We start from the raw sequence: 22,257 nt of genomic DNA on the forward strand, positions 1-22,257 counted from the left end.
CCCCATGCGGGGTTGGCGAAGGTGGGCTGATAGGGTTTAACACCCGCCACCCGTACATTAACCGATCCGGAGCTCCCTGCCGTGAAAACCCTCCTCGCCACTGCAGTGTCCGTCCTGGCCCTGGGCCTCGCCGCCCAGGCCGCGACCGCCCAGGACTGGCGCGCCGCCGCCGAACAGGACCTGACCGCCGCCCGTGAGGCGCTGAGCCAGAACCACCCCGCAGCCGTCATCGAGGCGCCCTCCAGCGCCCGGTTCCGCACCTGGCTGGACGAAGGCTATGCGGAGGCCCAGGGCAATCTGGGCCGGGTCAACTCGCCCAACGCCTACGCCTATCTGCTGCGCGGCTACGGTTACGGCTTCCGCGACGCCAACATCAGCCTCGGCCCGACGTGGGAGGGCCGCGAGCCCTGGGACGCCGTGGCCTGGGCCAATTTCGCCACGGCCTGGCGCGACGGCGCCTATGTGGTCACCTGGGTCAAGGACGGCGTGCGCCGCAACGTTCCGCAGGTGGGATGGGTGCTGGAGTCCTGCGATGGAACCCCGGCCGAGGAAATCGCCCAGCGCCGTCTGGACCGCTGGGAAGGCGATCTCAACCTCGAGGCGGACCGCATCGAGACGGCGCCCTACCTGTTCTGGGACCGGGGCAACCCCATGGCCGGCGGCCTGCCCGCCGAATGCCGCTTCATGGACGGCCGTCGCCGCCGCAACGTGGACATCGTGACTGACTTCGCGGCCCCCGAGGACCGCGAGGCCGCCTATCGCGCCTCGGTCTATGTGCCGCCGTCGGTTCCGCTGGCGGTGGAAATGGTCAACGGCCTGGCCTGGGTGAACATCCACACCCTGGCGGACGACGCCGACTGGGCAGCCTTCCTGGCCCAGGTGGACGCCCAGCAGTCCGCCATCCGCGGCGCCCCCGGCGTGGTGATCGACCTGCGCGGCGCCGATGGAACCTCGGCCTCTGCCGCCAGCTACGCCCTGCGGGCCGCGGCCCGCATCTGGGAGCCGGAAATGATCGGCGCGGCCCAGCCCACCGACGTCGAGCTCGGCTATCGCGCCACCCCGGCCAACCGCGAGTGGTTCGCCCAGGCCCTGGCCCGCATGCAGGGCGACCCCGCCTTCGTGGCCAACAACCCCGCCACCATCGCCGAAACCCAGGCTGTGGTCGCGGCCTTCGATCAGGCCATCCAGGCCGGCCAGCAGTCCTTCACCCGCCCGATCCCCGCCATAGGCGACATCGAAACCGGCGCCAATCCGGTGCGCGGCAATGTGGTGGTTCTGGTGGACGGCGGCTGCTCCGGCGGCTGTCTGGACGCGGTGGACGTGCTGAAGGATCTGCCGAACGTGCGTCTGGCGGGCCAGACCACCAGCGCTGACACCCTGTTCATCGAGCCGACCATCACCGCCCTGCCCTCGGGCTTCGGCCGCGTGGTCTATGGCCACAAGGCCTGGATCAACCGCGAGCGCGCCTCGAACCAGCCGCACACGCCGGATCAGGGCCTGACCTACACGGGCGACCCCACGGACGAGACCGCCGTGCGCGCCTGGGTCGCCGGCCTGTTCGGCGGCTGATTCCATCCACATCCTGAACCAACCAACGCCGGGCGGGGCTGGAACCCCGTCCGGCGTTTCCTATTTCCAGACCATGACCCAAGCTGCATCAACGTCTCCCCGCTCCGCGTCCGGCTTCGATCTGACCCCGCCCAGTCCGTCACAGATGGCCATCCTCGAACACGGCCTGAACGACGAGGAGCGGCGCGTGCTGCTGAACCACGGCACCGAGGCGCCGTTCTGCGGGACGCTGCTGGAGGAGAAGCGGGCGGGCGTCTTCTGCTGCCGCCTGTGCGGCCTGCCCCTGTTCCAGACGAAGACCAAGTTCGAAAGCGGCACCGGCTGGCCCAGCTTCAACACCCCCTATGATCCCGAGCACGTGCGCGCGATCACGGACACCTCATACGGCATGGTGCGGGTCGAGACCCGCTGCGCCCGCTGCGACAGCCATCAGGGCCACGTCTTTCCCGACGGCCCGCCGCCTACGGGCGAGCGCTACTGCATCAACTCGGCGGCCCTGAGCTTCACCCCGGACGGCGAGGCGCTGCCTGACCCGCTCGGGCGCGGCGATCATCTGCCCGGGTGACACGCCCCCGCCGCATTCAGTCGTCAGCGTGACGGCACTGGAGTAACGCCATGATCCTGACCGCCCTCGCCGTTCTGGTCCTGTCCGACCAGCCCATCGCCACGGCCGGCCGCGACCAGGGCCATGTGTCCGCGCCGGCGGCCGCCGAGGAAACGGCCGCGCCGTCCATCACGGCGCCGCGCGCCATGACCACTGACCAGCAGATCGCCGCCTGGATCGGCGCATCGTCCGCCGCGCCCATGGAGACGGGCGACGGCCCGTTCGACTACGACGCGCCGTTCGCGCCGGAACGCAGGATTCGCGGCCAGGTCAGCGCGGCGATCGGATCGCACGGCTATCAGGCCTTCGGCGTGGATGTGTCCGTACCCTTGGGCGAGAACGGCTTCGCCCGACTGCACTACAGCGAATCGAAGGGCGGGCTCCCCGCGTACAATCCGTATTACGACCCCCGGTACGACAGCTATGGCCTGCGCTCCGGGTCGTATCTCGGCGCGCAGGACCCGTGGAGCGCCTGGGGCGCCGAGGGACTGACGCCCCGGTCCCTGCGGACCCGAGGCATCACCGCCATCCCGGACGATCAGGACTGGTGAATGCAAAAAGGCCCGGACGGTTGTCCGGGCCTCTTGCTTCAGATGGTGCCGCCGGGGGGAATCGAACCCACGACCTCAGCCTTACCAAGGATGCGCTCTACCACTGAGCTACGGCGGCGAAATCTGAGGAAGCGGCCGTATAGCCAATACGTTCGCCCGATGCAAAGGCCAAAACGCCTCTTGATCGCATTCCTGCATCCAGCCTTTATCGCCCGGTGAAAAGCCCGCCCGACACACCGACGCCAAAGCCGCCCACGCCCGCCGAAAAGGCCAAGGCGGAACGGGAGGCGCGTCTGGCCGCCGCCCTGCGCACGAATCTCCGCCGTCGCAAGGCGCCGCCCTCCGCGCCCCCGTCCGACGCCGACTGAGCCTGAAAAGCGGGACCAACTCGCCCGTTCGTCCCGCATTTCCAGACCCCAATGCCTTGCCGCAGAACGGTCGAGACGGTTTTTTCGTCTGGTTTTCCGACTGCGTTCGTCGCTGGCGTACCCTTCTCGGGTTCCGTTGCGGGGGAAGGCGTTGGCGCCAGGGCCGGACGCGCAGCGGGACCGGTCGAGCGGGATCGCCCGGGCATTGAGAGCCCGGGGTCCGGCGGGCGTCCTGGACGCCGCCGCCCGTCGTGGGCCGAGCATGCGGCATGGGGACGAACCGGCGGAACTCTGGGCGCGCGACAAACGAGGTCGCGCGTCGGCCGGCTGAAGAGAGCCCTCCCCCGCGGCGCTCACGCACAGAACGACCGGGCGGGCGCGAGCGACCACGCCGAAACACACATCAAGGGCGGCCGCCGGCGACGGCGCCGTCCCGGTCCCGGGCGAGATCGCCCGCGCCCGCCGCTTCCCCAACTCCGCCGGGCACGCCGCGCGGAGGCGCAGTGCGTGGCGGCGTCTGATCAAGAGGCGTGACAGTCCGTTCTCGCCCCTTTCAACCGGCGCGCGAGACAGGCTAGATACCGCCCCCGCTTCGCCCGCGCCGGGCGCAGCCTCGACAGAGACCCCATGGACCGCATCGCCATCACCGGCGGCGCCCGGCTGAACGGAGCCATTCCGATCAGCGGCGCCAAGAACTCCGCCATCAAGCTGATGGCCGCCTCGCTGCTGACCGAGCAGCCGCTGCGCCTGACCAACATGCCGCGCCTGGCCGACACCCGGTTCCTGGGCGAGCTGCTGCGCGGACTGGGCGTCAGCGTCACCGAGCAGGACGGCGCGGACGGAACCGAAACCGTACTGCACGCCGCCGAGATCACCTCGACCTTCGCGCCCTATGATCTGGTCCGCCAGATGCGGGCCTCGTTCAATGTGCTGGGGCCGCTGCTGGCGCGCACCGGCCATGCGCGGGTCAGCCTGCCGGGCGGCTGCACCATCGGCGCGCGGCCGGTGGACCTGCACCTGCAGGCCCTGAGCGCCCTGGGCGCGGTCATCGAGCTGGAGGAGGGCTATGTCTCGGCCCAGGCGCCGAAAGGTCTCCGCGGCGCCGAGATCACCTTTCCCTTCGTTTCCGTGGGCGCCACCGAACACGCCCTGCTGGCGGCCGTCCTGGCCCAGGGCGTGACCGTGCTCCACAACGCGGCGCGCGAGCCCGAGATCGGCGACCTGGCCCATTGCCTGAACGCCATGGGCGCCAGGGTGGAGGGCATCGACACCCCGACCCTGACCATCACCGGCGTCGGCTCCCTGTCGGGCGCGGACTGGAGCGTCATCCCCGACCGCATCGAGGCGGGCACCTATGCGACCGCCGCGGCCATGACCGGCGGCGACGTGACCCTGACGAAGATGCGGCCCGCGCTGCTGACCGCCCTGACCGCCAAGCTGCGCGAGGCGGGGGTCACGGTGGACGAGACGCCGGACGGCCTGCGCATCCGCCGCGACGGCGGACGCCTCCAGCCCGTCGATGTGACCACCGAGGTCTATCCCGGCTTCGCCACCGACCTGCAGGCCCAGTTCATGGCCCTGATGACCCTGGCTGAGGGCGAGAGCGTGATTTCGGAGACCATCTTCGAGAACCGCTTCATGCACGTGCCCGAGCTGATGCGCCTGGGCGCCGACATCACCGTGCACGGCGGTGAGGCCCGCGTGCGGGGCGTCGAAGCGCTGCACGGCGCCGAGGTCATGGCCACCGATTTGCGCGCCTCGGTCAGCCTGGTGATCGCGGGCCTGGCGGCGGAGGGTGAAACCACCATCGGCCGGGTCTATCATCTGGATCGCGGGTTCGAGCGGCTTGAGGAGAAGCTGGGGGCCTGCGGCGCCGAGGTGCGGCGGCTGAAAGGCTATGAGGATGGACACTGAGACCACCGCCGTCGAAACGGACCTGAGCGAGGACAAGGTCGCCGAGGACAAGGGCCCGCCCCTGCCGCCCCTGCGCCTGCTGGCCGAGGATCACGAGGATCTGCTGATCATCTCGGCGGCGCTTCAGGACGCCATCCTCACGCCGGGCGACATCCTGTGGGAAAGCGCGGCGCGGCGGCTGACCATCACCTTGCGCCGGTTCTGCTGGGAATGCGGCGGCACCCGGGTCCAGGCGGCGCTGCAGTTCGGCGACGTCATGGCCGTCAAGAGCCGCGACATGCCCCGCGCCCCCGAGATTCCCCTGGAGCTGCTGGCCATGGACTTCATGCCGGGCGAGGCGCCGGGCGGCCGGGTGGTCATGATGTTCGCCGGCGGCGGCGACCTGCGCGTGGACGTGGAGTGCATGAACGCGGTCCTGGCCGACATCTCCGAACGCTGGCGGGCCCGAAGCGCGCCGCGCCATGAAGAGGATCCGGCATGAGCGGTCCCCATCGCCTGTCGGCCGTCGATCTGGACGAAGCCTCCCTGCCCTCGGCCACGGCCGAGATCGAGCATGCCCGGCGCGTGGCCATCTTCGATCTGGTGGAGCAGAACAGCTTCACCCCCGCAGGCGCCGAGGGCGGTCCGTATCAACTGAAACTGTCATTGCAGGACAGCCGCCTGGCCATGGACATCACCGGGCCGGCCTATCGCAAGGGACACCTGCTGTCCCTGACCCCGCTGAAGACGGTGATCCGCGATTACCTGATGATCTGCGACAGCTACTACGAAGCCCTGCGCGGCTCGTCGGCCAGCCAGATCGAGTCCGTCGACATGGGGCGGCGCGGTCTTCACAACGAAGGCGCCGAGGCCATGAAGGCGCGGCTGGAGGGCAAGGTCGAGGTGGACCACGAAACCGCCCGCCGCCTGTTCACCCTGGTCTGCGCCCTGTGGCGTCGCGGCTGACCCGACGCTATTTCCCGTCAGAACTCGACGCCCGGCCTGTTTTGGTGCATTAGGCCGCGTCCGATTTCGAGCCGCGCCGGCGCCCAGCGTGACCGATACCTGTATCCCAAGGGCGAGAGAGACTGCATGTCGAAGGAAGAACTGCTCGAGTTTCCAGGCGTCGTCAGCGAGCTGCTGCCGAACGCGACCTTCCGTGTGAAGCTTGAAAACGACCACGAGATCATCGCCCACACCGCCGGCAAGATGCGCAAGAACCGCATCCGCGTTCTGGCGGGCGACAAGGTTCTGGTGGAGATGACTCCCTACGACCTGACCAAGGGTCGCATCACCTATCGCTTCAAGTAAGGCGGGCGGCCGCGTGGCCTCTCCGCCCCCAAGCCTCGCGCTTGTGCTGGCCTCGGCCAGTCCGCGCCGCATCGAACTGCTGGCGCAGATCGGGATCACACCCGACCGCATCGTCCCCGCCGACATCGACGAAACGCCCCTGAAGGCCGAGACGCCGCCGCGACTGGCCGAGCGCCTGGCGCGCATCAAGGCCGAGACGGTCGGCGCCCGCGAGACCGAAGCCCTGGTCCTGGCCGCCGACACTGTCGTCGCCGTGGGACGCCGCCTGCTGGAAAAGCCGGCGGACGAAGCCGAGGCCCGGCGCTTCCTTGCGCTGCTGTCCGGCCGTAACCACCGGGTCTTCACCGGCGTGGCGGTCAAGGCCCCCGGACGCGACGCGGCGGTGCGGGTGGTCGAAACACGCGTGGCCTTCAAGCCGCTGTCCGACGACGAGATCGCGGGCTATCTGAAAACCGGCGACTGGCGCGGCAAGGCGGGAGGCTACGCCATCCAGGGTCCCGCGGGCGCCTTCGTGCGCCGCATCGTCGGCAGCCACCCCGCGGTGATGGGCCTGCCGCTCTACGAAACGGTCCAGCTCCTGCGCGGGGCCGGCTGGCGCCCGGCCCGGCCGTGAGCGGCGACCGCCAAGTCTATATAGACGACAGCCCCGGCGAAACGCGGGGCGTCATCGAGAGCGAGCGCGGCTTCGAGCATATCCTGATCCAGCGGGAGGCCGACGATCCCGCCCGGCGCCTCGGCGCCGTGTCCGTCGGCCGGGTCGCGCGGGTGGAGCCGGGACTGAGCGGCGCCTTTGTGGATCTGGGCGGCGCAGACGGCTTCCTGCCGATGAACCGGAACACGACCCTGCACATCGGCCAGAAGATCGAGGTCGAGGTGGTCGCCGAACCGCGCGAGGCCAAGGGGCCCACGCTGCGCATGCTGGGCGCGGCCGAAGGAGACCCCCGCATGGTCCGGCCTGGCCCCAGCGTCAGTGAGTGGCTGGACCGGCTGGCGCCCGGCGTCGCCCCGATCACCGGAAAGGCGGCCATCGAGGCCGGGTGGGCTGCGATCGAGGACGCCGAGGCCCCGACCCTGCCGCACAGCGGGCCGGACGTGGCGGTCGAACGCACCCGCGCCATGATCACCGTCGACATCGACCAGCCGCCCCTGCCCGGCAGGGGCCTGAGCGGCAGGGACCGGCAGCGCGCCAATCAGGAGGGGCTGCGCATCGCCGCACGCTTGATCCGCCTGCGCCACTGGGGCGGGCTGGTGGCGGTCGATCTGCTGGGCGCCGGGCACGACGGGGCGCAGGTCACCGCCGCCGCACGAACCGCCTTCGGCGCAGATCCCGCCATCGCCTACGGCCCCGTTAACCGGTTCGGCGTGCTGCAACTGGTCCTGCCCTGGACCTTCACCCCACTGGAGGACCTGATCCGGCCGAGCGTGGAAACAGCCGCCCGAGATGTGGCCCGGAGGCTGAACCATGCCCTGCTGGCCGACACCACGCGCGCGCGCGTCACCGCGCGCTGCCATGGTGAGGTCGCAAACGCCGCCGCCGCCCTGGTGGCGCGTCTGGGCCCACGCGCCCATCTCCTTGCTGATGACAGCCTGCCTCTGACCCGAGTGATCGTTGAATGACCCGTGCCACCTGCCCAATCTGCCGCAAGGCCGAAGTCGATCCCGGATACCGACCCTTCTGCTCGAAGCGGTGTGCGGACATTGATCTGGGCCGCTGGTTCACCGGTCGGTACGCCGTTCCCGGGCCGCCGGCGGGTGAAAATGGCGAAAGCGACGGCGAGGATGGGGCCTGACGCTGGACAGGCTGATCGGCCTCGCTTATAGACCCCGCTCCCGACGGCCTGAGCCGTCGCCGGACCCGGGCCTGGGTAGCTCAGTTGGTAGAGCAGCGGATTGAAAATCCGCGTGTCGGTGGTTCGAATCCGCCCCCAGGCACCACTCCTTTCCTCCCTTATCCTGCAAGCGGCGCCACCGGTTACCGCCGGACCAAAACATTTCGTCGTTATGTGGTCACGATCCGCGACCGCCGCCCTGCGCCACCTTTGCGCCACATTTCAGCAACTGACCATGATGCAGATGCCGCCGCCGCGTGACCGGAGATTCCCCTCTCCCGATCGATGGCGAAAGCCCATGCCAGTTACGGAGTGTAACAGGATTGCAGATTGTTCATATTTTGAAATATGAGCAATATTCTTCCTCCATAAAAGCGGTGCTGAGAACAGATGACGCTCTTATGACATTTGGGCGAAAAGACGTTGCTGACACGGTCGCCCCGCTCTCCCGCCGGTTGAAAAGCATGATCACGCACTTGACGCCCCCCGGGCGGTTCGCCAAGACAACGTGACCGCTCGTCTTAACGGGGAGCGTCGGCATGCGAACGACCTCCTCTCCAGGTCGGGCGTGAAAGCTTTTCAGGGGCTTCGGCAACCGAAGAGCGACAGGAAACGTTCCGGGAGCCGGATCGACGATTCGGCAACCGGTGTAATTTTAGTGAGGGGCCCGCCTCCCGGCGAACGCCTCTTTAGGTCCAACGAGTCAGACCAAGCAGGAACTGGCGAACTATGCTCGATAGCAAAAAGACAAATTTCCTCCTCGCTCTGGCCGGCGCTGCCGTCCTCATGGCGAGCTCGCCGGCTCTCGCGCAGGACGCGGCCCCGGCACCCACCGAAGCGCCCGCGGCTGAGGCCCCGGCAACCACCGAAGCTACCCCGGTCGAAACCCCCGCTCCGGCGGCGGAAGTCGAGACCGCCGAAACCGGCGGCCACGGCGAACTGACCGTCGCCAAGATGTTCATCGACTCCGACCCTGTCGTTCAGGCGGTGATGATCGGTCTGGTGCTGGCCTCTGTCTTCTCCTGGACCCTGTTCGTCATCAAGATGATCGAGTTCGGCAGCCTGAACCGTCAGACCGACCGTTACCTTGAGGCCTTCCGCGGCGCCCGGACAATCCCGGATATTCGCCGTGTGTCGACCTCTGAGGACTTCGAGGGCAACCCGCTCGCCGACATGGCCGCGGCCGCCACCGAAGAAGTCGAAGCGTCCCGCGCAGCCGGTCTGGCCGTGAACAGCGACCACCGTGAAACCACCATCGTCCGCTCCATGGCCGCCGTGGCCGCTGTGCAGTCCGGTCTGGCCAAGCGCCTGTCGGGCGGTCAGCAGTTCCTGGCTTCGACCGGTTCGAACTCACCCTTCATCGGTCTGTTCGGTACGGTTTACGGCATCATGAACTCGTTCATCGGCATCGCGAACACCAACACGACCAACCTGGCGGTCGTGGCGCCCGGCATCGCCGAAGCGCTGCTGGCCACCGGCCTGGGTCTGTTCGCGGCTATTCCGGCGGTTATCTTCTACAACTACTTCAACACCCGGATTTCGTCCTACGGCGTGCGGTCGGACGGCTTCAACGCCGAGCTGATGAACACGATCTCGCGTCAACTCGACAAGGGAGCGTAAGCTAGATGGCCGCCAAACTCGGAGGCGGCGCCGGCGGCAAGTACGAGATTCAGCAGAACAGCGAAATCAACGTCACACCCTTTGTGGATGTCATGCTTGTTCTGCTCATCATCTTCATGGTGGCGGCTCCGCTCGCCACCGTGTCGGTGGAGGTCGAACTGCCAACCGCCGTGTCGCCGCCTCAAGTAAACCCGCCGAAGCCGATCTACATCTCGCTTCAGAGCGACGCCGACATCTACATCGGTGATGGGCGCACCTCTCTGGGCACCCTGGGCGACGATCTTCGCCGCCTGATCGGCACACGAAACCCTGACGAAGAGCGGATCTTCATCCGCGCCGACAAGACCACCCGCTACGGCGACTTCATGCAGCTCATGAACGCCCTGCAGGACAATGGTTTCTACAGTGTCGCGCTCGTCGGCGAAGATAACGCATAAGGACCACGGTCGCAGATCATGACTGAAGAACATCGTCGCGACCCGCTCCTGGACCCGCCTCGCCGGAAGAAAATGTCGACCGGCGTCGTGGTGGGTATCGGGATCTCGGTCTTCGTACACCTGGCGGGCGCCTGGTGGATCTACAATCAGAAGTTCGTCCTGAAGGAAGTGTCCTATTCGGATGAGTCCATCGACGTCGAGCTGATCGACCCGTTTGTCCCGCCGCCGCCGCCGCCGCCGCCGCCGCCGCCGCCGGACACGCCTCCGCCGCCAAAGCTGCAGGTGCGTGAGCCGGTTGCGGTTCCCAACGCCCCGCCGCCGCCGGTGACCCTGCCGATTGAGGCGACCAAGAAGGAAGACCGCGTCGAATACACGGGTCCGCCCGTGATCGTCCCCGGTCCGCCTCCGCCTCCGGCCCCGCCGGCGCCTCCGCGTCCGTCGGTGATCACCAACCCGGATTGGGTGCGTCGTCCGGACGCCAACGACCTGGCCCGCTTCTACCCCAGCCGCGCCTTGGCGGACGGCACGGAAGGCAGTGCGACGATCGAATGCACTGTTCAGGCCAACGGTCGTCTGTCCGACTGCAGCGTGGTCAGCGAAACGCCCTCCGGCGCCGGCTTCGGCCGCGCGAGCCTGCAACTCGCGCCGCGGTTCCAGATGCGGCCCCAGACCCGAGACGGCGCACCCGTCGGCGGGGCCCGGGTCCGGATCCCCATCGGATGGCGTCTGGGCTGACAAACAGCCTGAATGCAGAGAACATCGCCCCGGAGTTCGCTCCGGGGCGTTTTCTTTTGAGCGCTCGCCATAGCTCGGAAGGAGCCAAAGCCCAACCTGGACGTTAGGACGCCGACCTTTCAGGAGACCCGATCATGTTCAACAAATCCGTTGCGGCCCTCGCCGCCGCCACCGCCCTGACCGCCAGCCTTGGCGCCTGTGCCTACAACGAGACCCTGGGTCGTAACCAGTTGCTGATCGTGGACGACGCGGCCCTGCAGTCCTCAGCCGATCAGGCCTGGACCCAGGCCATGCGCGAGATGAATCCCACCAGCAACGCCGCCCAGAACCAGCGTGTGCGAACCGTGGGCAGCCGCATCGTCTCGGCCGCCAACCTGGATGCTCGTCTGTCCTGGGACTACGCCGTCTTCCAGAACGACTCTCCCAACGCCTTCGTCCTCCCTAACGGCAAGATCGGGGTGACGACGGGACTGCTGAACCTGGTGCGGAATGACGACCAGCTCTCCGCCGTCATCGGCCACGAGGTGGGCCACGTGGTCGCTCGCCACGCCGCCGAACGCTATTCCCAGACCGCCCTGACCGCCACGGGCCTGCAGGTGGCGCGTGGTGCGGCCGGCGACTATGGCCAGGCCGTCGGCGCCCTCGGCGGGATCGGCGCCCAGTTGGGCGTGCTCCTGCCCTTCTCGCGCAATCACGAACTTGAAGCTGACCGTCTGGGCGTGGACTACATGGCCGCCGCAGGGTACCGCCCGCGCGAGGCCGTCGCCCTGTGGACGCTGATGGCCCAGCAGCGCCAGGGCTCCACTCCGGAGTTCGCCTCCACCCACCCCTCGGACCAGACCCGCATCGCCCAACTGGAGCAGTATATCTCCAGCCGCGGCTGGTAGGCGTCTTCTGCGCTTGATCAGCGAGCCCGGTGCGGTTAGACACCGGCCTTCGCGATGCCGCCCTAGCTCAGTTGGTTAGAGCGCCAGATTGTGGCTCTGGAGGTCTCCCGTTCGATCCGGGAGGGCGGTACCATCGCGGAAGCGTCCATCAGTTAGGCCGTGAAGTCGGTTCAGCGCCTCGCCGAACTTCAGAATGCGGCTCGACAGCGTGCGCGAATCCTACGAGCACCGGATGACGGAACTGCGTACGGTCGCAGTCCGTTGAGGCTGAGGCACTCACGCATTCCAACTATTGAGAGATATCCGATGAACACCAGCGACCTGATCGATCACGTGGCGGCAGACGCCGACCTGACCAAGGCGCAAGCCAAGGCCATTGTCGACGGCGTTCTGGCGCGGATCACCGCAGCCGCCGCCAAGGGCGAGGAAGTCAACCTGCCCGGCTTCGGCAAGTTCAAGGTGCAGGACCGCGCCGCCCGTCAAGGCCGCAACCCGGCGACCGGCGCGACCATCCAGATCGCCGCCAGCAAGAAGGTGACCTTCCAGCCTGCCAAGGCTCTCAAGGACGCCGTCTCGAGCTGACGGAGACACCACTGCCTTGCAGCCAAGCGTGACGCCGCTGCGAGGACCAGGAGCCGACGTCGCCCCGCACGACGCATGCGTCTGCGGGCGACTCGGTCTTCCTGGAAGATCCCGACCTATTCGACCAGTTGGGTCGATCCGCCGGACGGGCCGACGCCCTCCGGCACAGGTACGGTGCTGTAGCCATAATCCGCATTGATGATCAGGGACGGCGAGCCGTTCAGGCGCAGCTGCCGCGCCACGATCACGGTCCAGGCGCTGTCCTCGGCGACGTTTCTCCGACCTTCCACAACGAGTTGCGCGCGTGGGATGTAGATCACGCCCAGCAGACGCCGGACGTTGTCGGCCGATATGAGGAAGTGCTGGGTATTGGAGGGCGCCGACACCACCACGAACCCGGCGTAGGGGCCCGTCCGTCTGCCCTCCAGGTCCACGGTGGCCTGGCCCCGAAATTCGAAACGGGCGTCTGGCGCGAACATCAGGGCTACGTCCTGCCCGGTCAGCCGTCCCATGCCGCGAATATCGATGATCCCGCCCGAGAACCAGTGCTCGCCGGGTTCGAGGAGCAGCTCGGCGTCGCCCGTGATGGTCACACCGCCGCAATGAACGCCTGGGGACAGGCGCAAGACGCCGGTCTGCAACATCGCCGGCAGGGTCGCGCCCGAACAGACATGGGACGGCGTGAACTCCGCGTCAGCGAAGGGGTCGGGCACTGAGGCCGCATCCACCCCCGGCAAGGGGGTGATGGTTCCTCTGGCGTCGGTCACGGCCTGCACATCGGCGGCGGAGACGCTGCCCCCGTCGACGATGATGTCGCGATTGGAGTGAACCATGCAGGCCGGGGCGTTGATGCGGCCGGAGTCCCGCACATTCAACACGCGCTCGCCCTCGTCGCCCGTGACCAGAACGCACAGGGGCGACCGCGCCAGGGTGACGGCTCGCGCCTCGGCGCTGAAATTCCAGCCTCCCGGCGGCAGCATGCTGCCGAAGAAGGAGTCCCTGTGCGCCTCCAGAACCACTTCCAGCGCGTTCTGGCCGTCGATGGTGACCACCTGGATGCTTTGCGTCACCTGCGGCGCCTGAGACCAGTCCTGCAGATGACCGTCCACATAGGCCGAAGCCCGTTCGACGGCGGCGGAGATGTTGGTGGCCAATCGCAACTGGGCGGCCCCGGCCAGGGCGGCGTTGTCAGCGATGTCCTGCAAGCGGGTCTTTGAAGCGTGGACCTCGGACAGATCGATGGCCCCGACGGCGATCAGGGCCAGGGCCGGAAAGGCCAGGGCGAACTTGATGGCGATGGTTCCGGTGTCCTCCCGCCAGATCAGGGACAGACGCTCACACAGACGCACCAGGAACGGGTGAAAGCTCATCCCGCCGCCCGACGCATCGCCCCATAGGCCATCAGGTCACGCCGCATGCGGGCGGCGCGAAGCGCGAAAGCGATCTGATAACTCAACAGCCGCCAGTTCAGGGGTTTGGTCACAAACCCATCCGCGCCGGCGCGATAAGCCCAGTCGATGGAGGCCACGTCCTCGCGGCTGGTCTGGACGATCACAGGCGTGTGCTGGGTGGGGGTGTTCTCGCGCAGGCGCTTGATCAGGCCGAACCCATCCAGGACCGGCATCTCCAGATCGGTCAGGATCAGGTCGTAACGGCCGTCGCGGGCCATCGCAAAGCCCTCGGCGCCGTCTGCGGCCACCTCGATAGCCGCCGTGTCCGTCGCCAGGTGCACCCCGGCGAACTCACGCAATATGGGATCATCGTCCACGAAAAGGATCGTGGCCGAGCCCAGGTCCACGTACTCAAAACCCGACATTAGTATTCAGGCCGCTCCCGGCCCTCCTCTTCCGCAGGGTGCAGATTAATCGCGGAGTCATTAACCGGCAGTATCGTTTGAAGATTGACAAGCTTGGCCATAAGGCGCCCGTGACCTCCAACAAGACTATCGGTCGAAAACTTGTACTGCTGGTGCTGTCGGCACTGGCGGCCTCGTTCGTCACCACGGCGGTGCTGTCCACCGTGATCGAGGCGCGTCGTCAGGCCGACCTGGAGGTTGAGCGGCTCACCCAGGCCGCGCGGGTCATCGGATCCCTGTCCGCCGATGCGGTCCGGGCGGGTGATCGTCGCGGGGCCTTCGAGGGCGTGCGCTCGATCCGCCAGATGCCCGATGTGACCTATGCCCGGATCGAGACCCTGGACGGCGCCGTGCTGGCGGAGACCGGGGGCGGTCTGCGCCTGGCCCGGGACGCCCAGGTGCGCGAAGGCGAGCGCACCTCCCTATGGGCAATCCTGACCACCGACAGCCTGCAGGCTCGAGCCCCGGTGATAAGCCACGGCGAACACGTCGGCGAGATCGTGCTGTTCAGCCGGGCGCCGGGGGTGCGCGAGCGCATCCTGTTCGCCCTGTGGATCAGCCTGGCCGGCGCCGGCGTCGCCCTGATGGCCGGCCTGGCGGTGGCCATGCGCCTGGCTCGTCGCATCAGCGGGCCCATCGGCGCCCTGGCCGCGCACATGGATCAGGTGCAGGCCACCCATGACTATACGCGGCCCGCCGACATCCGGGCCGACGGCGAGGTGGCCGATCTGGTGCGGGGCTTCAATGTCATGCTTTCGGGCGTCCGGGAACGGGACGCCCGCATCGCCCGTCAGGTGGAGACCCTGGAGGACGAAGTGGCCGCCCGCACCTTCGATCTGGCGCGCGCCAGGGACGTCGCGGAGAGCGCCAACGCCGCCAAGTCCGACTTCCTGGCGGTGATGAGCCACGAAATCCGCACGCCCCTGAACGGCATTCTGGCGCTGAGCGACATGCTGACCCGGGCCGACCTGCCCGCACGCCAGCGCCGCCACGCCGATGTGATCGCCAAGTCCGGCCGCTCCCTGCTGGGCGTCATCAACGACATCCTCGACTTCTCCAAGGTCGAGGCCGGCAAGATGGAGCTGGAGATCCTGCCGGTCGATCTGGCCGAGGTGGCTGAGGATGTGGCCAGCCTGTTCCTGGAGCGCGCCCGAACCAAGGGGCTGGATCTGGCCGTGTATGTGGACCCGCGCCTGCCGCAGGTTTCGGCTGACCCCGTCCGGTTGCGCCAGGTGATCAGCAACCTGGTCAACAACGCCATCAAATTCACCGAAACTGGCGGTGTCCTGATCCGTGTCGAGGACGACCCGACGGCGCCCGGCCATGTGCTGATCGCCGTGGAGGACACGGGCCCGGGCATTCCCGCCGACCGCCTGCCGACCCTGTTCGAGGCCTTCACCCAGGCCGACCAGTCCACCACACGCCGCTATGGCGGCACGGGGCTTGGTCTGGCCATCTGCGACCGGCTGGTGCGCGCCATGGAGGGCGACTGGCGGTTGGAGAGCGAAGTGGGGCGGGGCTCGCGCTTCGCCTTCTCCGCGCCCCTGCCCGCCGCCGGGGAGGTCCAGCCGCTGGCCGACCTGTCCGGTCTGACCGTGGCCGTGGGCGATGTCGGTCCGATGTCGGCCGAGGCCATCTCGCTGTATCTGGACGCCCTGGCGGCGCGGCGCGCGGACGTCGCCGATGCGCGCCTGGTTTTTGGACCGACGTCTGCGCCCCTGGCCCCCAAGGCGGTGTGGATCGCCCTTGAGGACGAGGAGAATACGGCCGCGGACGCCGTCCTGACCAGACCGTTGCGCCGGGCGGATCTGATCACCGTGCTGGAGCAGGTCAGCCATGGCCGTGCGCCGCAGCTGGACACTGTCAGGACCCAGGCCGCCGACGACCTGCCTCGTTTCCCCGGAGTACGGGTGCTGGTGGTGGACGACTCCGACGTCAACCGCGAAGTGGCTGCCGAAACCCTGAGCCAGCTGGACGTGGACGTCACCCTGGCGGAAGGCGGCGAAGCGGCCATTGAACTGATGCGGGCCGAAGCCTTCGACCTGGTGTTCATGGATGGGTCCATGCCGGGTCTGGACGGTTTCGAGACCACGGCCCGCATCCGGGCGGAGGAAATGGAGACCGGCCGTCCCCGCGCTGCGATCCTGGCCCTGACCGCCCATGTCATCGGGGCCGGGGCCGACGCCTGGCGCGAGGCGGGCATGGACGGCGTCGTCTACAAGCCCTTCACCGTGCGGGATCTGGCCGGGGCCCTGCAGCGGACCTGCGCCGACAAGGCCGTGACGGGGCCGGGGCCGGCGGCGCCTCGCACCACCCAGGCTGATGCCGACGTCGGGTTGTTCGACCCCCAGGTGCGGGCGGAACTCGACGCCATCGCCGCGCGCAAGCCCGAGTTTCTGGACCGGGTGCAGGGTCTGTACCGCGCCAATGCGCCGCTGCGCGCAGGCGAAATCGACGCCGCGCTGCGTGCCGGCGACATGGACGCCCTGGCCCGCGCTGCCCATGCCCTGAAATCCATGAGCCTCAGCATCGGCGCCCGCGCCGTGGCGGCGGCCGCCTCCACCGTCGAGGCCGGGGCGCGCGAGAGTCGGTCCGGTCTTCACGTCGAGGTGGACGGCCTGCATCAGGCCCTCGAGCTCACCTCGGTCGCCCTGTTCGGGGAAGGCCCCGCATGCGACCCGTTCGAAGCCCAATTCGAGGCGGCCATGACCAACGGCGGCCTGAGGCTGGTGTACCAGCCCATCGTCGATCGCAACGCCGGTCCCTGCGGCAAGGTCGAGGCGCTGGTGCGGTGGGACCATCCCGAACGGGGCCCCTTGTGCCCCGACGCCTTCCTGCCGTGCGTGGCCCGGGCGGCCCTGGGTCCGCGACTGACCGATTTCGTGATGCGCCGCGCCATGCGGGATCTGACGGGCCTTGAACACCTGAGCGTGGCCGTGAACGTCTTCCCCGAAGAGTTCCAGGAGCCGGGCTTCTCGGACCGGGTGCGCGACGCCCTGACGGCCGAGGGCTTCGACCCGCAACGGCTGGAGATCGAAGTCACCGAAACAGCCATGCTGGACATGGAACGGTCGGCGGCCGCCATCGCTGACCTGAAGGCGCTGGGCGTCCGCGCCGCACTTGACGACTTCGGGACAGGTTTCACCAGTTTCCAGGCCCTGAAGACGCTGCCGTTCGACACGCTCAAGATCGACCGCAGCTTTGTCCAGGACTGCCTGTCCAGCACGGCTTCAGCCGCGATCATCCACGCCGTCATCGGGGTGGGCCGCGCCCTGGGGGTGAAGGTGGTCTGCGAAGGGGTGGAGACGGCCGAACAGGCCGCTTTCCTACGCACGGCGGGGGCCCACTACCTTCAAGGGTACCATTTCCACAGGCCCATGGAGTTGAGCGAGATTTCCCGTCTGAGCGATCGCGCGGCCTAGGCGTTAAGCCTCTCCGTTAGCGGATTGGCGCCCTTTCCGTGAGAGTTTGAGTACGGAGCAAAGTCATGGCCGCCATCATCATCGTAGACGACGATCCCACCGTACGCGCCATCGCCGTGGAATTCCTGCGCGACGGCGAACACGCCATCGTCGAAGCCGCCGACGGACACGAGGCGCTGCGCGTCCTCAAGGCCGTGCCCATCGACCTGATGGTGCTCGACATGCTGATGCCCCAGAAAGATGGGCTGGAGACGCTCATGGAGGCGCGCCAGCTCTATCCCGACGTGCGGATTCTGGCGATCTCCAGCGGCGGCAGCATGGACGCCAACTATCTGCTCGCCGTGGCCAAGACCCTGGGCGCTGACGCTGTCCTGTCCAAGCCGCTCACCGCCGCACGATTCCGGCAGGTGGTGGAGGACCTTCTGATCCCTGCCCCTGCGTCTCAGGACCAGACGCGTTTGGTGAGCCGCTGACCGCCCGATCCGTCCCTGCTCCCTCCTGACGAAGCAGCCGAATACGAGAGCGCCCGAACAGCCTCATCTTCCACCTCCCACGACTCACTCCGCGCCGCTAGGGTCGCGGGATGTTGCGCCGCATCGTGCGGGCCCTGGGGGCTCGCCACAGACGAACCTGGCCCCTGGCGGGGCGCCCCTCGACCGTTCAGAGCGGCGCCATTCCCTATGCCTGGGCCGGAGACGAACCGACCTACCTGCTGATCACCTCCCGGCGCACCGGCCGGTGGATCTTTCCGAAGGGCATGGTGGAGGATGACATGACCCCTGCGCGCTCGGCCGCCAAGGAGGCCTGGGAGGAAGCAGGGGTTCGGGGAGACATCGGCAAGGTCGCCGTCGGGACCTATCGGACCGAAAAGGTCGAGCGCCACAGCCGTCGCATGATCGCCGTGGACCTGTATCCCCTGAAGGTCGATGACCAGGCCAAGGACTGGCCGGAGCGCGGCAGCCGGAGACGGCACTGGGCCACCCACCGTCAGGCCCGGCGGCTGATCGACAATGCCGAGCTGCTCGTGGTGCTGGACCGTCTGCACGCCGATCTCACGGCGCCGGAGGCGGACGCCCCGCCCGCCAAGCCGCCCAAGCGGCGGCGTCAGCCGAGGAAACGGGTCAGGACCAGGTAGATCAACGCCGACAGGATCGCCACGGCGGGCACAGTGACGACCCAGGCCGCGGCGATGCCCCACAGGTGCCGGCGACGCACCAGAAGACGCGTCTGGCGCTTGGTCTCCGCCTTGACGGCCTCTTCCGGGGTGACGGCGATGGTGTCCGGCGAGGGCGGTCCATTGCGGCGGCGCATGCCGCGATTGGTCATGACCTCGCGCAGCAGGCCCACCCCGAAGATGCCGCCGATGGCGATGTGGGTGGAGGACACCGGCAAGCCCAGCGTGGAGGCCACCAGCACGGTCGATCCCGCCGCCAGCGCCACGCAGAAGGCGCGCATGGGGTCCATCTTGGTGATCTTCTCACCGACGGTGCGGATCAGGCGCGGCCCGAACAGGGCAAGACCAAGCGAGATGCCGATCCCTCCCACGATCAGCACCCATAACGGCAAGGTCACCGCCCCGGTCTCGGCGGAGCCCGACTGGGCCGCCGCGACGATGGCGGCCAGCGGCCCCACCGCATTAGCCACGTCGTTGGCGCCGTGGGCGAAGGACAGCAGGGCCGCAGCCATGATCAGGGGCGGGACGAACAGGGTCGCCACCTGCTTCTTGGCGTTCTCCATGCCCTGTGACTTGCGCAGCACCCAGGGACGGGACGCCGCCCAGCCGAGCAGCGCCATGGCGGCGCCGCCGATCAGAACCACCGGCGTGGAGGGCGACCAGACGCGGCTGAGGCCCTTGGAGAACATGTAGAGGGTGAACACCCCCGCCATCACCCCCACCAGCACCGGCGCCCAGCGACGCGCCGCGGCGACCCGGTCCTGCTGGAACAGGATGCGCCACTTGATGAAGGCCAGCAGGGCCGCAGCGATCACCCCGCCCATGATCGGCGAGATGATCCAGCTGGCCGCGATGCCGCCCATGACCGGCCAGGCCACGGCGCCCACGCCGAAGGCCGCGACGCCCGCGCCCAGCACCGCTCCGACGATGGAGTGGGTGGTGGAGACCGGGGCCCCCAGGATGGTGGCCAGGTTCAGCCACAGGGCCCCGGCCAGCAGGGCCGAGGTCATCAGCAGGATCAGGCTCTGGGCGTCCAGCTCCGGTGACGGGGTGATGATTCCCTTGGAGATGGTGTTGACCACCTCGCCCCCGGCCAGCAGGGCCCCGGCCGTCTCGCAGACCGCCGCGATGATCAGGGCGGCGGTCAGGCTGAGCGCCTTGGACCCAACCGCCGGGGCCATGTTGTTGGCCACGTCATTGGCGCCGATGTTGAGCGCCATGTAGCCGGCGACCACCGTGCCGAAGACCACATAGATGCCCAGATCACCCACGCCGGCGATGCGCAGGGCGAACAGGGCCACGGCCAGCAGGAACAGCAGGGCGACGCCCGGAAACGCGAGCGAGCGGCCCAGGTCGGCTGTCGCGGCCTCCAGGCGGCCGAGCTTCTTGAGATCCTTGTCGAGGGTCTTGGCCAAAAGCGTCGCTTGTCTGAAATTTTCGTCCGTAAACGGCGCAACTAGCAGAGGCCGGAATGCTTGCACACCCCGTCGCGGGCCAGCGGCGTCGAAGCGTCTTATTGCAACGGTTCGGCGGTCATGCTCGTTGTCAGGATGAACCGCCGGACCGACCCCGGCGCCGAGGTCAAGGAAGACACGTCATGCTTCGCATTTCCCTGCTGGCCGCGCTGACCCTGGCGGTCGCCATGCCCGCCGCCGCCCAGGACGCGGTGGATGATCTGTTCGCCAATCCTCCCGAGGCCGAGGAGCGGATCCAAACCCCGCCGCCGCGCCCCGCGGAGCCGACGCCGGTGGAGGAAATCGCCCCGGTCGACAAGCCCGCCTACGACCCGGAGACCGAGGAGACCCAGCGCCTGAACGCCGCAGTCGAGGCCTATAACCAGTCCGTGCGCCAGACCAACGCCTCGGCCCAGGCCGAATACGAGCAGAGCCTGCGCGATCATGCAGCGTGGGTGGCGCGGCTGGAGGAGGAGCACCTGGCTGAACAGGCGGCCTATGAGGCCGAAGTGCTGCGCCGGCAGCAGGAGCATGAAGCGAATCTGGCCGCGTGGCGCCGCCGGGTCGCGGCGTGCCAGGCCGGCGACATCAGCCAGTGCGATCCCTCGACCATCCGCTGATCTGAAAGAGAAACGCCGGACGACGGACCCGAAGGTCCGCACGTCCGGCGCTTGATCCTGAACAGGCCCTACTGGAACAGGCCCAGAAGCATCTGCGGCGCCTGGTTGGCGATGCCCAGCGCCTGAACACCCAGTTGCTGCTTCGTCTGCAGCGCCTGGAGCCTGGCGCTTTCCTTCGCCAGGTCCGCATCCACCAGATTGCCCACCCCGGCCTCCAGGGTGTCCTGGAGCTTGCCCACGAAGGTCGAGTGCGTCTCCAGCGCCTTGGATTTCGTGCCCATCCGCGCAAGGGCGGCGGACACGGCGGCGATGGAGTCGTCCACGTCGGTCAGTGCGGTCGACGCGTCGGACAGGTTGGTGATGCTCTGGCTTGCGCCGATCGACACGATGGTCCCGCCCAGCGCCATCACTTCGGCAGCGACGGTCAGTCGCTGCGCGCCGCTGGCGTCCGCGAGGGCCTCGAAACCGGTGGCGCCGGTGTCCAGCAGGTTGACCCCGTTGAACTCGGCGTTGGCGACCACACTGGAAATCTGGTCGCGCAGGGCTTCGAAGTCCTCGGCGAGCGCTTCGCGGGAGGACGTGGTCAGGGTCTCGTCGGTCGCCGCGAGGGCCTTCTCCTTCATCTGCACCAGGAGATCCGACACCGTCTCGCCTGCGGCCATGGCCACGTCGACCGCGGACGTGCCGCGAGCCAGCGATTGAGAAACCGCATTCAGGGCTCCGAGCTCGGCGCGCTGCCCCTGGGCGATGGCCCAGATGGAGCCATTGTCCTTGGCGGACGCGACTTTCAACCCGGTGTTGATGCGGTTCTGGGTGGTGGACAGATCCTGGTTGGTCTTGTTCAGGTTCTGGAGCGCGATCATCGCGCCCACGTTGACGTTCACCGAGTTCATGTCGGCGGTCCTTCCATTCTGGTCGGGGAGTGAAAACGGCCTTCTGGCCGCTGAGCCGGTTCTGGCTCGCGCACGCTCTCGCAAGGATCGGGCCGACGTCAGGCGTTTGATTATCAAGGCAATGATGGGCGCAGTTCGCAGGAACGCGCGATTTCTGCCGGGCCATGGGGGAAGGTTTTGCCGATTGCAGACACGCCAAGGCGCCCGTCGGTGCGGGTTGATGGGAAGGGAGCGGGGCGCCGGGCCATCGCCCGGTGCAGGGAAGTAGAAATACCGTTTCGACGAAGGCTGACGCCCCGCGTGATCGTTCTGCCAGAGCCCCCGGTGGGCACGCGTCTTAGGCGCTAGCCGGTGTTCAGGCCCTGAACGGGCGGGCATGGACAGCGCTCCATGTCCCGGACCCGGCGAGTAATCCGCCCCGCCGCTATATCCCGCTCGATCACAGCCCGTCGC

General features: G+C 68.1%; 23 protein-coding genes and 3 tRNA genes. 21 read left to right on the forward strand and 5 right to left on the reverse strand.

Annotated features, from left to right (window positions below):
• Window positions 1-81: 81 nt before the first annotated feature.
• From IWC96_RS04815 to IWC96_RS04825, 3 genes are all read left to right on the forward strand, one after another.
• Window positions 82-1,569 carry a hypothetical protein gene (locus tag IWC96_RS04815; protein ID WP_021698545.1) on the forward strand — a complete coding sequence of 496 codons (1,488 nt, stop codon included), beginning with the start codon at window positions 82-84 and terminating at the stop codon, window positions 1,567-1,569.
• A gap of 73 nt (window positions 1,570-1,642) precedes the next feature.
• Window positions 1,643-2,134, forward strand: coding sequence for a peptide-methionine (R)-S-oxide reductase MsrB (gene msrB, locus IWC96_RS04820; protein ID WP_196838432.1), 492 nt, complete (start codon window positions 1,643-1,645; stop codon window positions 2,132-2,134).
• A 50-nt stretch (window positions 2,135-2,184) separates the two neighbouring features.
• On the forward strand, window positions 2,185-2,724 hold the full coding sequence (locus IWC96_RS04825) for a hypothetical protein (RefSeq protein ID WP_021698543.1): 540 nt from the start codon (window positions 2,185-2,187) through the stop codon (window positions 2,722-2,724).
• A 43-nt stretch (window positions 2,725-2,767) separates the two neighbouring features.
• Here IWC96_RS04825 and IWC96_RS04830 read toward each other — a convergent pair.
• Window positions 2,768-2,842, reverse strand: a tRNA-Thr gene (locus IWC96_RS04830).
• 877 nt (window positions 2,843-3,719) lie between these two features.
• Here IWC96_RS04830 and murA point away from each other — a divergent pair.
• The 14 genes from murA (at window position 3,720) to IWC96_RS04900 (ending at window position 12,386) form a co-directional block, all read left to right on the forward strand.
• Entirely contained in the window at window positions 3,720-5,006 is a 1,287-nt protein-coding gene (gene murA / locus IWC96_RS04835) for a UDP-N-acetylglucosamine 1-carboxyvinyltransferase (protein ID WP_021698542.1), read from the forward strand.
• Window positions 4,996-5,487: a DUF2948 family protein gene (locus IWC96_RS04840; RefSeq protein ID WP_021698541.1), complete on the forward strand. Its 492-nt coding sequence runs from the start codon at window positions 4,996-4,998 to the stop codon at window positions 5,485-5,487. The genes murA and IWC96_RS04840 overlap by 11 nt, the downstream gene beginning before the upstream one ends.
• The gene (locus IWC96_RS04845) at window positions 5,484-5,951 is read left to right on the forward strand and encodes a UPF0262 family protein (protein ID WP_021698540.1); all 468 of its coding nucleotides are present in this window, start codon (window positions 5,484-5,486) and stop codon (window positions 5,949-5,951) included. The genes IWC96_RS04840 and IWC96_RS04845 overlap by 4 nt, the downstream gene beginning before the upstream one ends.
• Before the next feature lie 126 nt (window positions 5,952-6,077).
• Window positions 6,078-6,296, forward strand: a complete 219-nt coding sequence (infA, locus tag IWC96_RS04850; RefSeq protein ID WP_021698539.1) for a translation initiation factor IF-1 — start codon at window positions 6,078-6,080, stop codon at window positions 6,294-6,296.
• Between the two features lie 13 nt (window positions 6,297-6,309).
• Window positions 6,310-6,909 (forward strand): Maf family protein, encoded by a 600-nt coding sequence (locus IWC96_RS04855; protein WP_196838433.1) that lies wholly within the window; start codon window positions 6,310-6,312, stop codon window positions 6,907-6,909.
• On the forward strand, window positions 6,906-7,913 hold the full coding sequence (locus IWC96_RS04860) for a S1 RNA-binding domain-containing protein (protein WP_045319391.1): 1,008 nt from the start codon (window positions 6,906-6,908) through the stop codon (window positions 7,911-7,913). Before IWC96_RS04855 ends, IWC96_RS04860 begins: the two co-directional genes overlap by 4 nt.
• On the forward strand, window positions 7,910-8,086 hold the full coding sequence (locus IWC96_RS04865) for a DNA gyrase inhibitor YacG (protein ID WP_081703543.1): 177 nt from the start codon (window positions 7,910-7,912) through the stop codon (window positions 8,084-8,086). The genes IWC96_RS04860 and IWC96_RS04865 overlap by 4 nt, the downstream gene beginning before the upstream one ends.
• Window positions 8,087-8,155: 69 nt before the next feature.
• A tRNA-Phe gene (locus IWC96_RS04870) sits at window positions 8,156-8,231 on the forward strand.
• Between the two features lie 623 nt (window positions 8,232-8,854).
• A complete protein-coding gene (locus IWC96_RS04875; RefSeq protein ID WP_021698537.1) occupies window positions 8,855-9,745 on the forward strand; it encodes a MotA/TolQ/ExbB proton channel family protein in 891 nt (296 codons plus the stop codon).
• Window positions 9,746-9,750: 5 nt separating this feature from the next.
• Window positions 9,751-10,182: a biopolymer transporter ExbD gene (locus IWC96_RS04880; RefSeq protein ID WP_021698536.1), complete on the forward strand. Its 432-nt coding sequence runs from the start codon at window positions 9,751-9,753 to the stop codon at window positions 10,180-10,182.
• A gap of 72 nt (window positions 10,183-10,254) precedes the next feature.
• Window positions 10,255-10,917, forward strand: coding sequence for an energy transducer TonB (locus IWC96_RS04885; protein ID WP_231378873.1), 663 nt, complete (start codon window positions 10,255-10,257; stop codon window positions 10,915-10,917).
• A gap of 134 nt (window positions 10,918-11,051) precedes the next feature.
• On the forward strand, window positions 11,052-11,804 hold the full coding sequence (locus IWC96_RS04890) for a M48 family metallopeptidase (protein WP_196838435.1): 753 nt from the start codon (window positions 11,052-11,054) through the stop codon (window positions 11,802-11,804).
• Window positions 11,805-11,860: 56 nt separating this feature from the next.
• Window positions 11,861-11,937: transfer RNA gene (locus IWC96_RS04895), tRNA-His, on the forward strand.
• 173 nt (window positions 11,938-12,110) lie between these two features.
• Window positions 12,111-12,386, forward strand: a complete 276-nt coding sequence (locus IWC96_RS04900; protein WP_196838436.1) for an HU family DNA-binding protein — start codon at window positions 12,111-12,113, stop codon at window positions 12,384-12,386.
• A 116-nt stretch (window positions 12,387-12,502) separates the two neighbouring features.
• Here IWC96_RS04900 and IWC96_RS04905 read toward each other — a convergent pair whose 3' ends face one another.
• Window positions 12,503-13,756 (reverse strand): TadE/TadG family type IV pilus assembly protein, encoded by a 1,254-nt coding sequence (locus IWC96_RS04905; RefSeq protein ID WP_196838437.1) that lies wholly within the window; start codon window positions 13,754-13,756, stop codon window positions 12,503-12,505.
• Entirely contained in the window at window positions 13,753-14,202 is a 450-nt protein-coding gene (locus tag IWC96_RS04910; protein ID WP_196838438.1) for a PleD family two-component system response regulator, read from the reverse strand. Before IWC96_RS04910 ends, IWC96_RS04905 begins: the two co-directional genes overlap by 4 nt.
• A gap of 110 nt (window positions 14,203-14,312) precedes the next feature.
• Here IWC96_RS04910 and IWC96_RS04915 point away from each other — a divergent pair, with 110 nt between their 5' ends.
• The 3 genes from IWC96_RS04915 to IWC96_RS04925 all read left to right on the forward strand — a co-directional run bounded on the left by IWC96_RS04915 (window position 14,313) and on the right by IWC96_RS04925 (window position 18,798).
• Window positions 14,313-17,663, forward strand: a complete 3,351-nt coding sequence (locus tag IWC96_RS04915; RefSeq protein WP_196838439.1) for an EAL domain-containing protein — start codon at window positions 14,313-14,315, stop codon at window positions 17,661-17,663.
• Between the two features lie 65 nt (window positions 17,664-17,728).
• Window positions 17,729-18,136: a response regulator gene (locus IWC96_RS04920; protein WP_196838440.1), complete on the forward strand. Its 408-nt coding sequence runs from the start codon at window positions 17,729-17,731 to the stop codon at window positions 18,134-18,136.
• A gap of 110 nt (window positions 18,137-18,246) precedes the next feature.
• Entirely contained in the window at window positions 18,247-18,798 is a 552-nt protein-coding gene (locus IWC96_RS04925) for an NUDIX hydrolase (protein WP_196838441.1), read from the forward strand.
• On the opposite strand, the gene IWC96_RS04930 is transcribed toward IWC96_RS04925, so the two are convergent.
• Window positions 18,768-20,252 (reverse strand): inorganic phosphate transporter, encoded by a 1,485-nt coding sequence (locus IWC96_RS04930; protein ID WP_196838442.1) that lies wholly within the window; start codon window positions 20,250-20,252, stop codon window positions 18,768-18,770. The genes IWC96_RS04925 and IWC96_RS04930 overlap by 31 nt on opposite strands.
• Window positions 20,253-20,434: 182 nt before the next feature.
• Here IWC96_RS04930 and IWC96_RS04935 point away from each other — a divergent pair, with 182 nt between their 5' ends.
• Window positions 20,435-20,911, forward strand: coding sequence for a hypothetical protein (locus tag IWC96_RS04935; protein WP_196838443.1), 477 nt, complete (start codon window positions 20,435-20,437; stop codon window positions 20,909-20,911).
• Between the two features lie 68 nt (window positions 20,912-20,979).
• Here the strand turns inward: IWC96_RS04935 and IWC96_RS04940 are convergent, their stop codons facing one another.
• Window positions 20,980-21,804, reverse strand: coding sequence for a flagellin (locus tag IWC96_RS04940; RefSeq protein WP_196838444.1), 825 nt, complete (start codon window positions 21,802-21,804; stop codon window positions 20,980-20,982).
• Window positions 21,805-22,257 lie beyond the last annotated feature (453 nt).

Origin of the sequence: Brevundimonas sp. BAL450 (genome assembly GCF_015767455.1) — a bacterium.
GTDB classification, from domain to species: domain Bacteria; phylum Pseudomonadota; class Alphaproteobacteria; order Caulobacterales; family Caulobacteraceae; genus Brevundimonas; species Brevundimonas abyssalis.

Excerpts from the sequence above, each read along its gene's own strand:
- IWC96_RS04900 (WP_196838436.1), top strand. The coding sequence starts at position 12,111 with ATGAACACCAGCGACCTGATCGATCACGTGGCGGCAGACGCCGACCTG.
- infA (WP_021698539.1), top strand. The coding sequence starts at position 6,078 with ATGTCGAAGGAAGAACTGCTCGAGTTTCCAGGCGTCGTCAGCGAGCTG.
- murA (WP_021698542.1), top strand. The coding sequence starts at position 3,720 with ATGGACCGCATCGCCATCACCGGCGGCGCCCGGCTGAACGGAGCCATT.
- IWC96_RS04845 (WP_021698540.1), top strand. The coding sequence starts at position 5,484 with ATGAGCGGTCCCCATCGCCTGTCGGCCGTCGATCTGGACGAAGCCTCC.
- IWC96_RS04905 (WP_196838437.1), bottom strand. The coding sequence starts at position 13,756 with ATGAGCTTTCACCCGTTCCTGGTGCGTCTGTGTGAGCGTCTGTCCCTG.
- IWC96_RS04940 (WP_196838444.1), bottom strand. The coding sequence starts at position 21,804 with ATGAACTCGGTGAACGTCAACGTGGGCGCGATGATCGCGCTCCAGAAC.
- IWC96_RS04920 (WP_196838440.1), top strand. The coding sequence starts at position 17,729 with ATGGCCGCCATCATCATCGTAGACGACGATCCCACCGTACGCGCCATC.
- IWC96_RS04885 (WP_231378873.1), top strand. The coding sequence starts at position 10,255 with ATGTCGACCGGCGTCGTGGTGGGTATCGGGATCTCGGTCTTCGTACAC.
- IWC96_RS04865 (WP_081703543.1), top strand. The coding sequence starts at position 7,910 with ATGACCCGTGCCACCTGCCCAATCTGCCGCAAGGCCGAAGTCGATCCC.
- IWC96_RS04935 (WP_196838443.1), top strand. The coding sequence starts at position 20,435 with ATGCTTCGCATTTCCCTGCTGGCCGCGCTGACCCTGGCGGTCGCCATG.
- IWC96_RS04875 (WP_021698537.1), top strand. The coding sequence starts at position 8,855 with ATGCTCGATAGCAAAAAGACAAATTTCCTCCTCGCTCTGGCCGGCGCT.
- IWC96_RS04925 (WP_196838441.1), top strand. The coding sequence starts at position 18,247 with ATGTTGCGCCGCATCGTGCGGGCCCTGGGGGCTCGCCACAGACGAACC.
- IWC96_RS04825 (WP_021698543.1), top strand. The coding sequence starts at position 2,185 with ATGATCCTGACCGCCCTCGCCGTTCTGGTCCTGTCCGACCAGCCCATC.
- IWC96_RS04910 (WP_196838438.1), bottom strand. The coding sequence starts at position 14,202 with ATGTCGGGTTTTGAGTACGTGGACCTGGGCTCGGCCACGATCCTTTTC.
- IWC96_RS04840 (WP_021698541.1), top strand. The coding sequence starts at position 4,996 with ATGGACACTGAGACCACCGCCGTCGAAACGGACCTGAGCGAGGACAAG.
- msrB (WP_196838432.1), top strand. The coding sequence starts at position 1,643 with ATGACCCAAGCTGCATCAACGTCTCCCCGCTCCGCGTCCGGCTTCGAT.
- IWC96_RS04890 (WP_196838435.1), top strand. The coding sequence starts at position 11,052 with ATGTTCAACAAATCCGTTGCGGCCCTCGCCGCCGCCACCGCCCTGACC.
- IWC96_RS04880 (WP_021698536.1), top strand. The coding sequence starts at position 9,751 with ATGGCCGCCAAACTCGGAGGCGGCGCCGGCGGCAAGTACGAGATTCAG.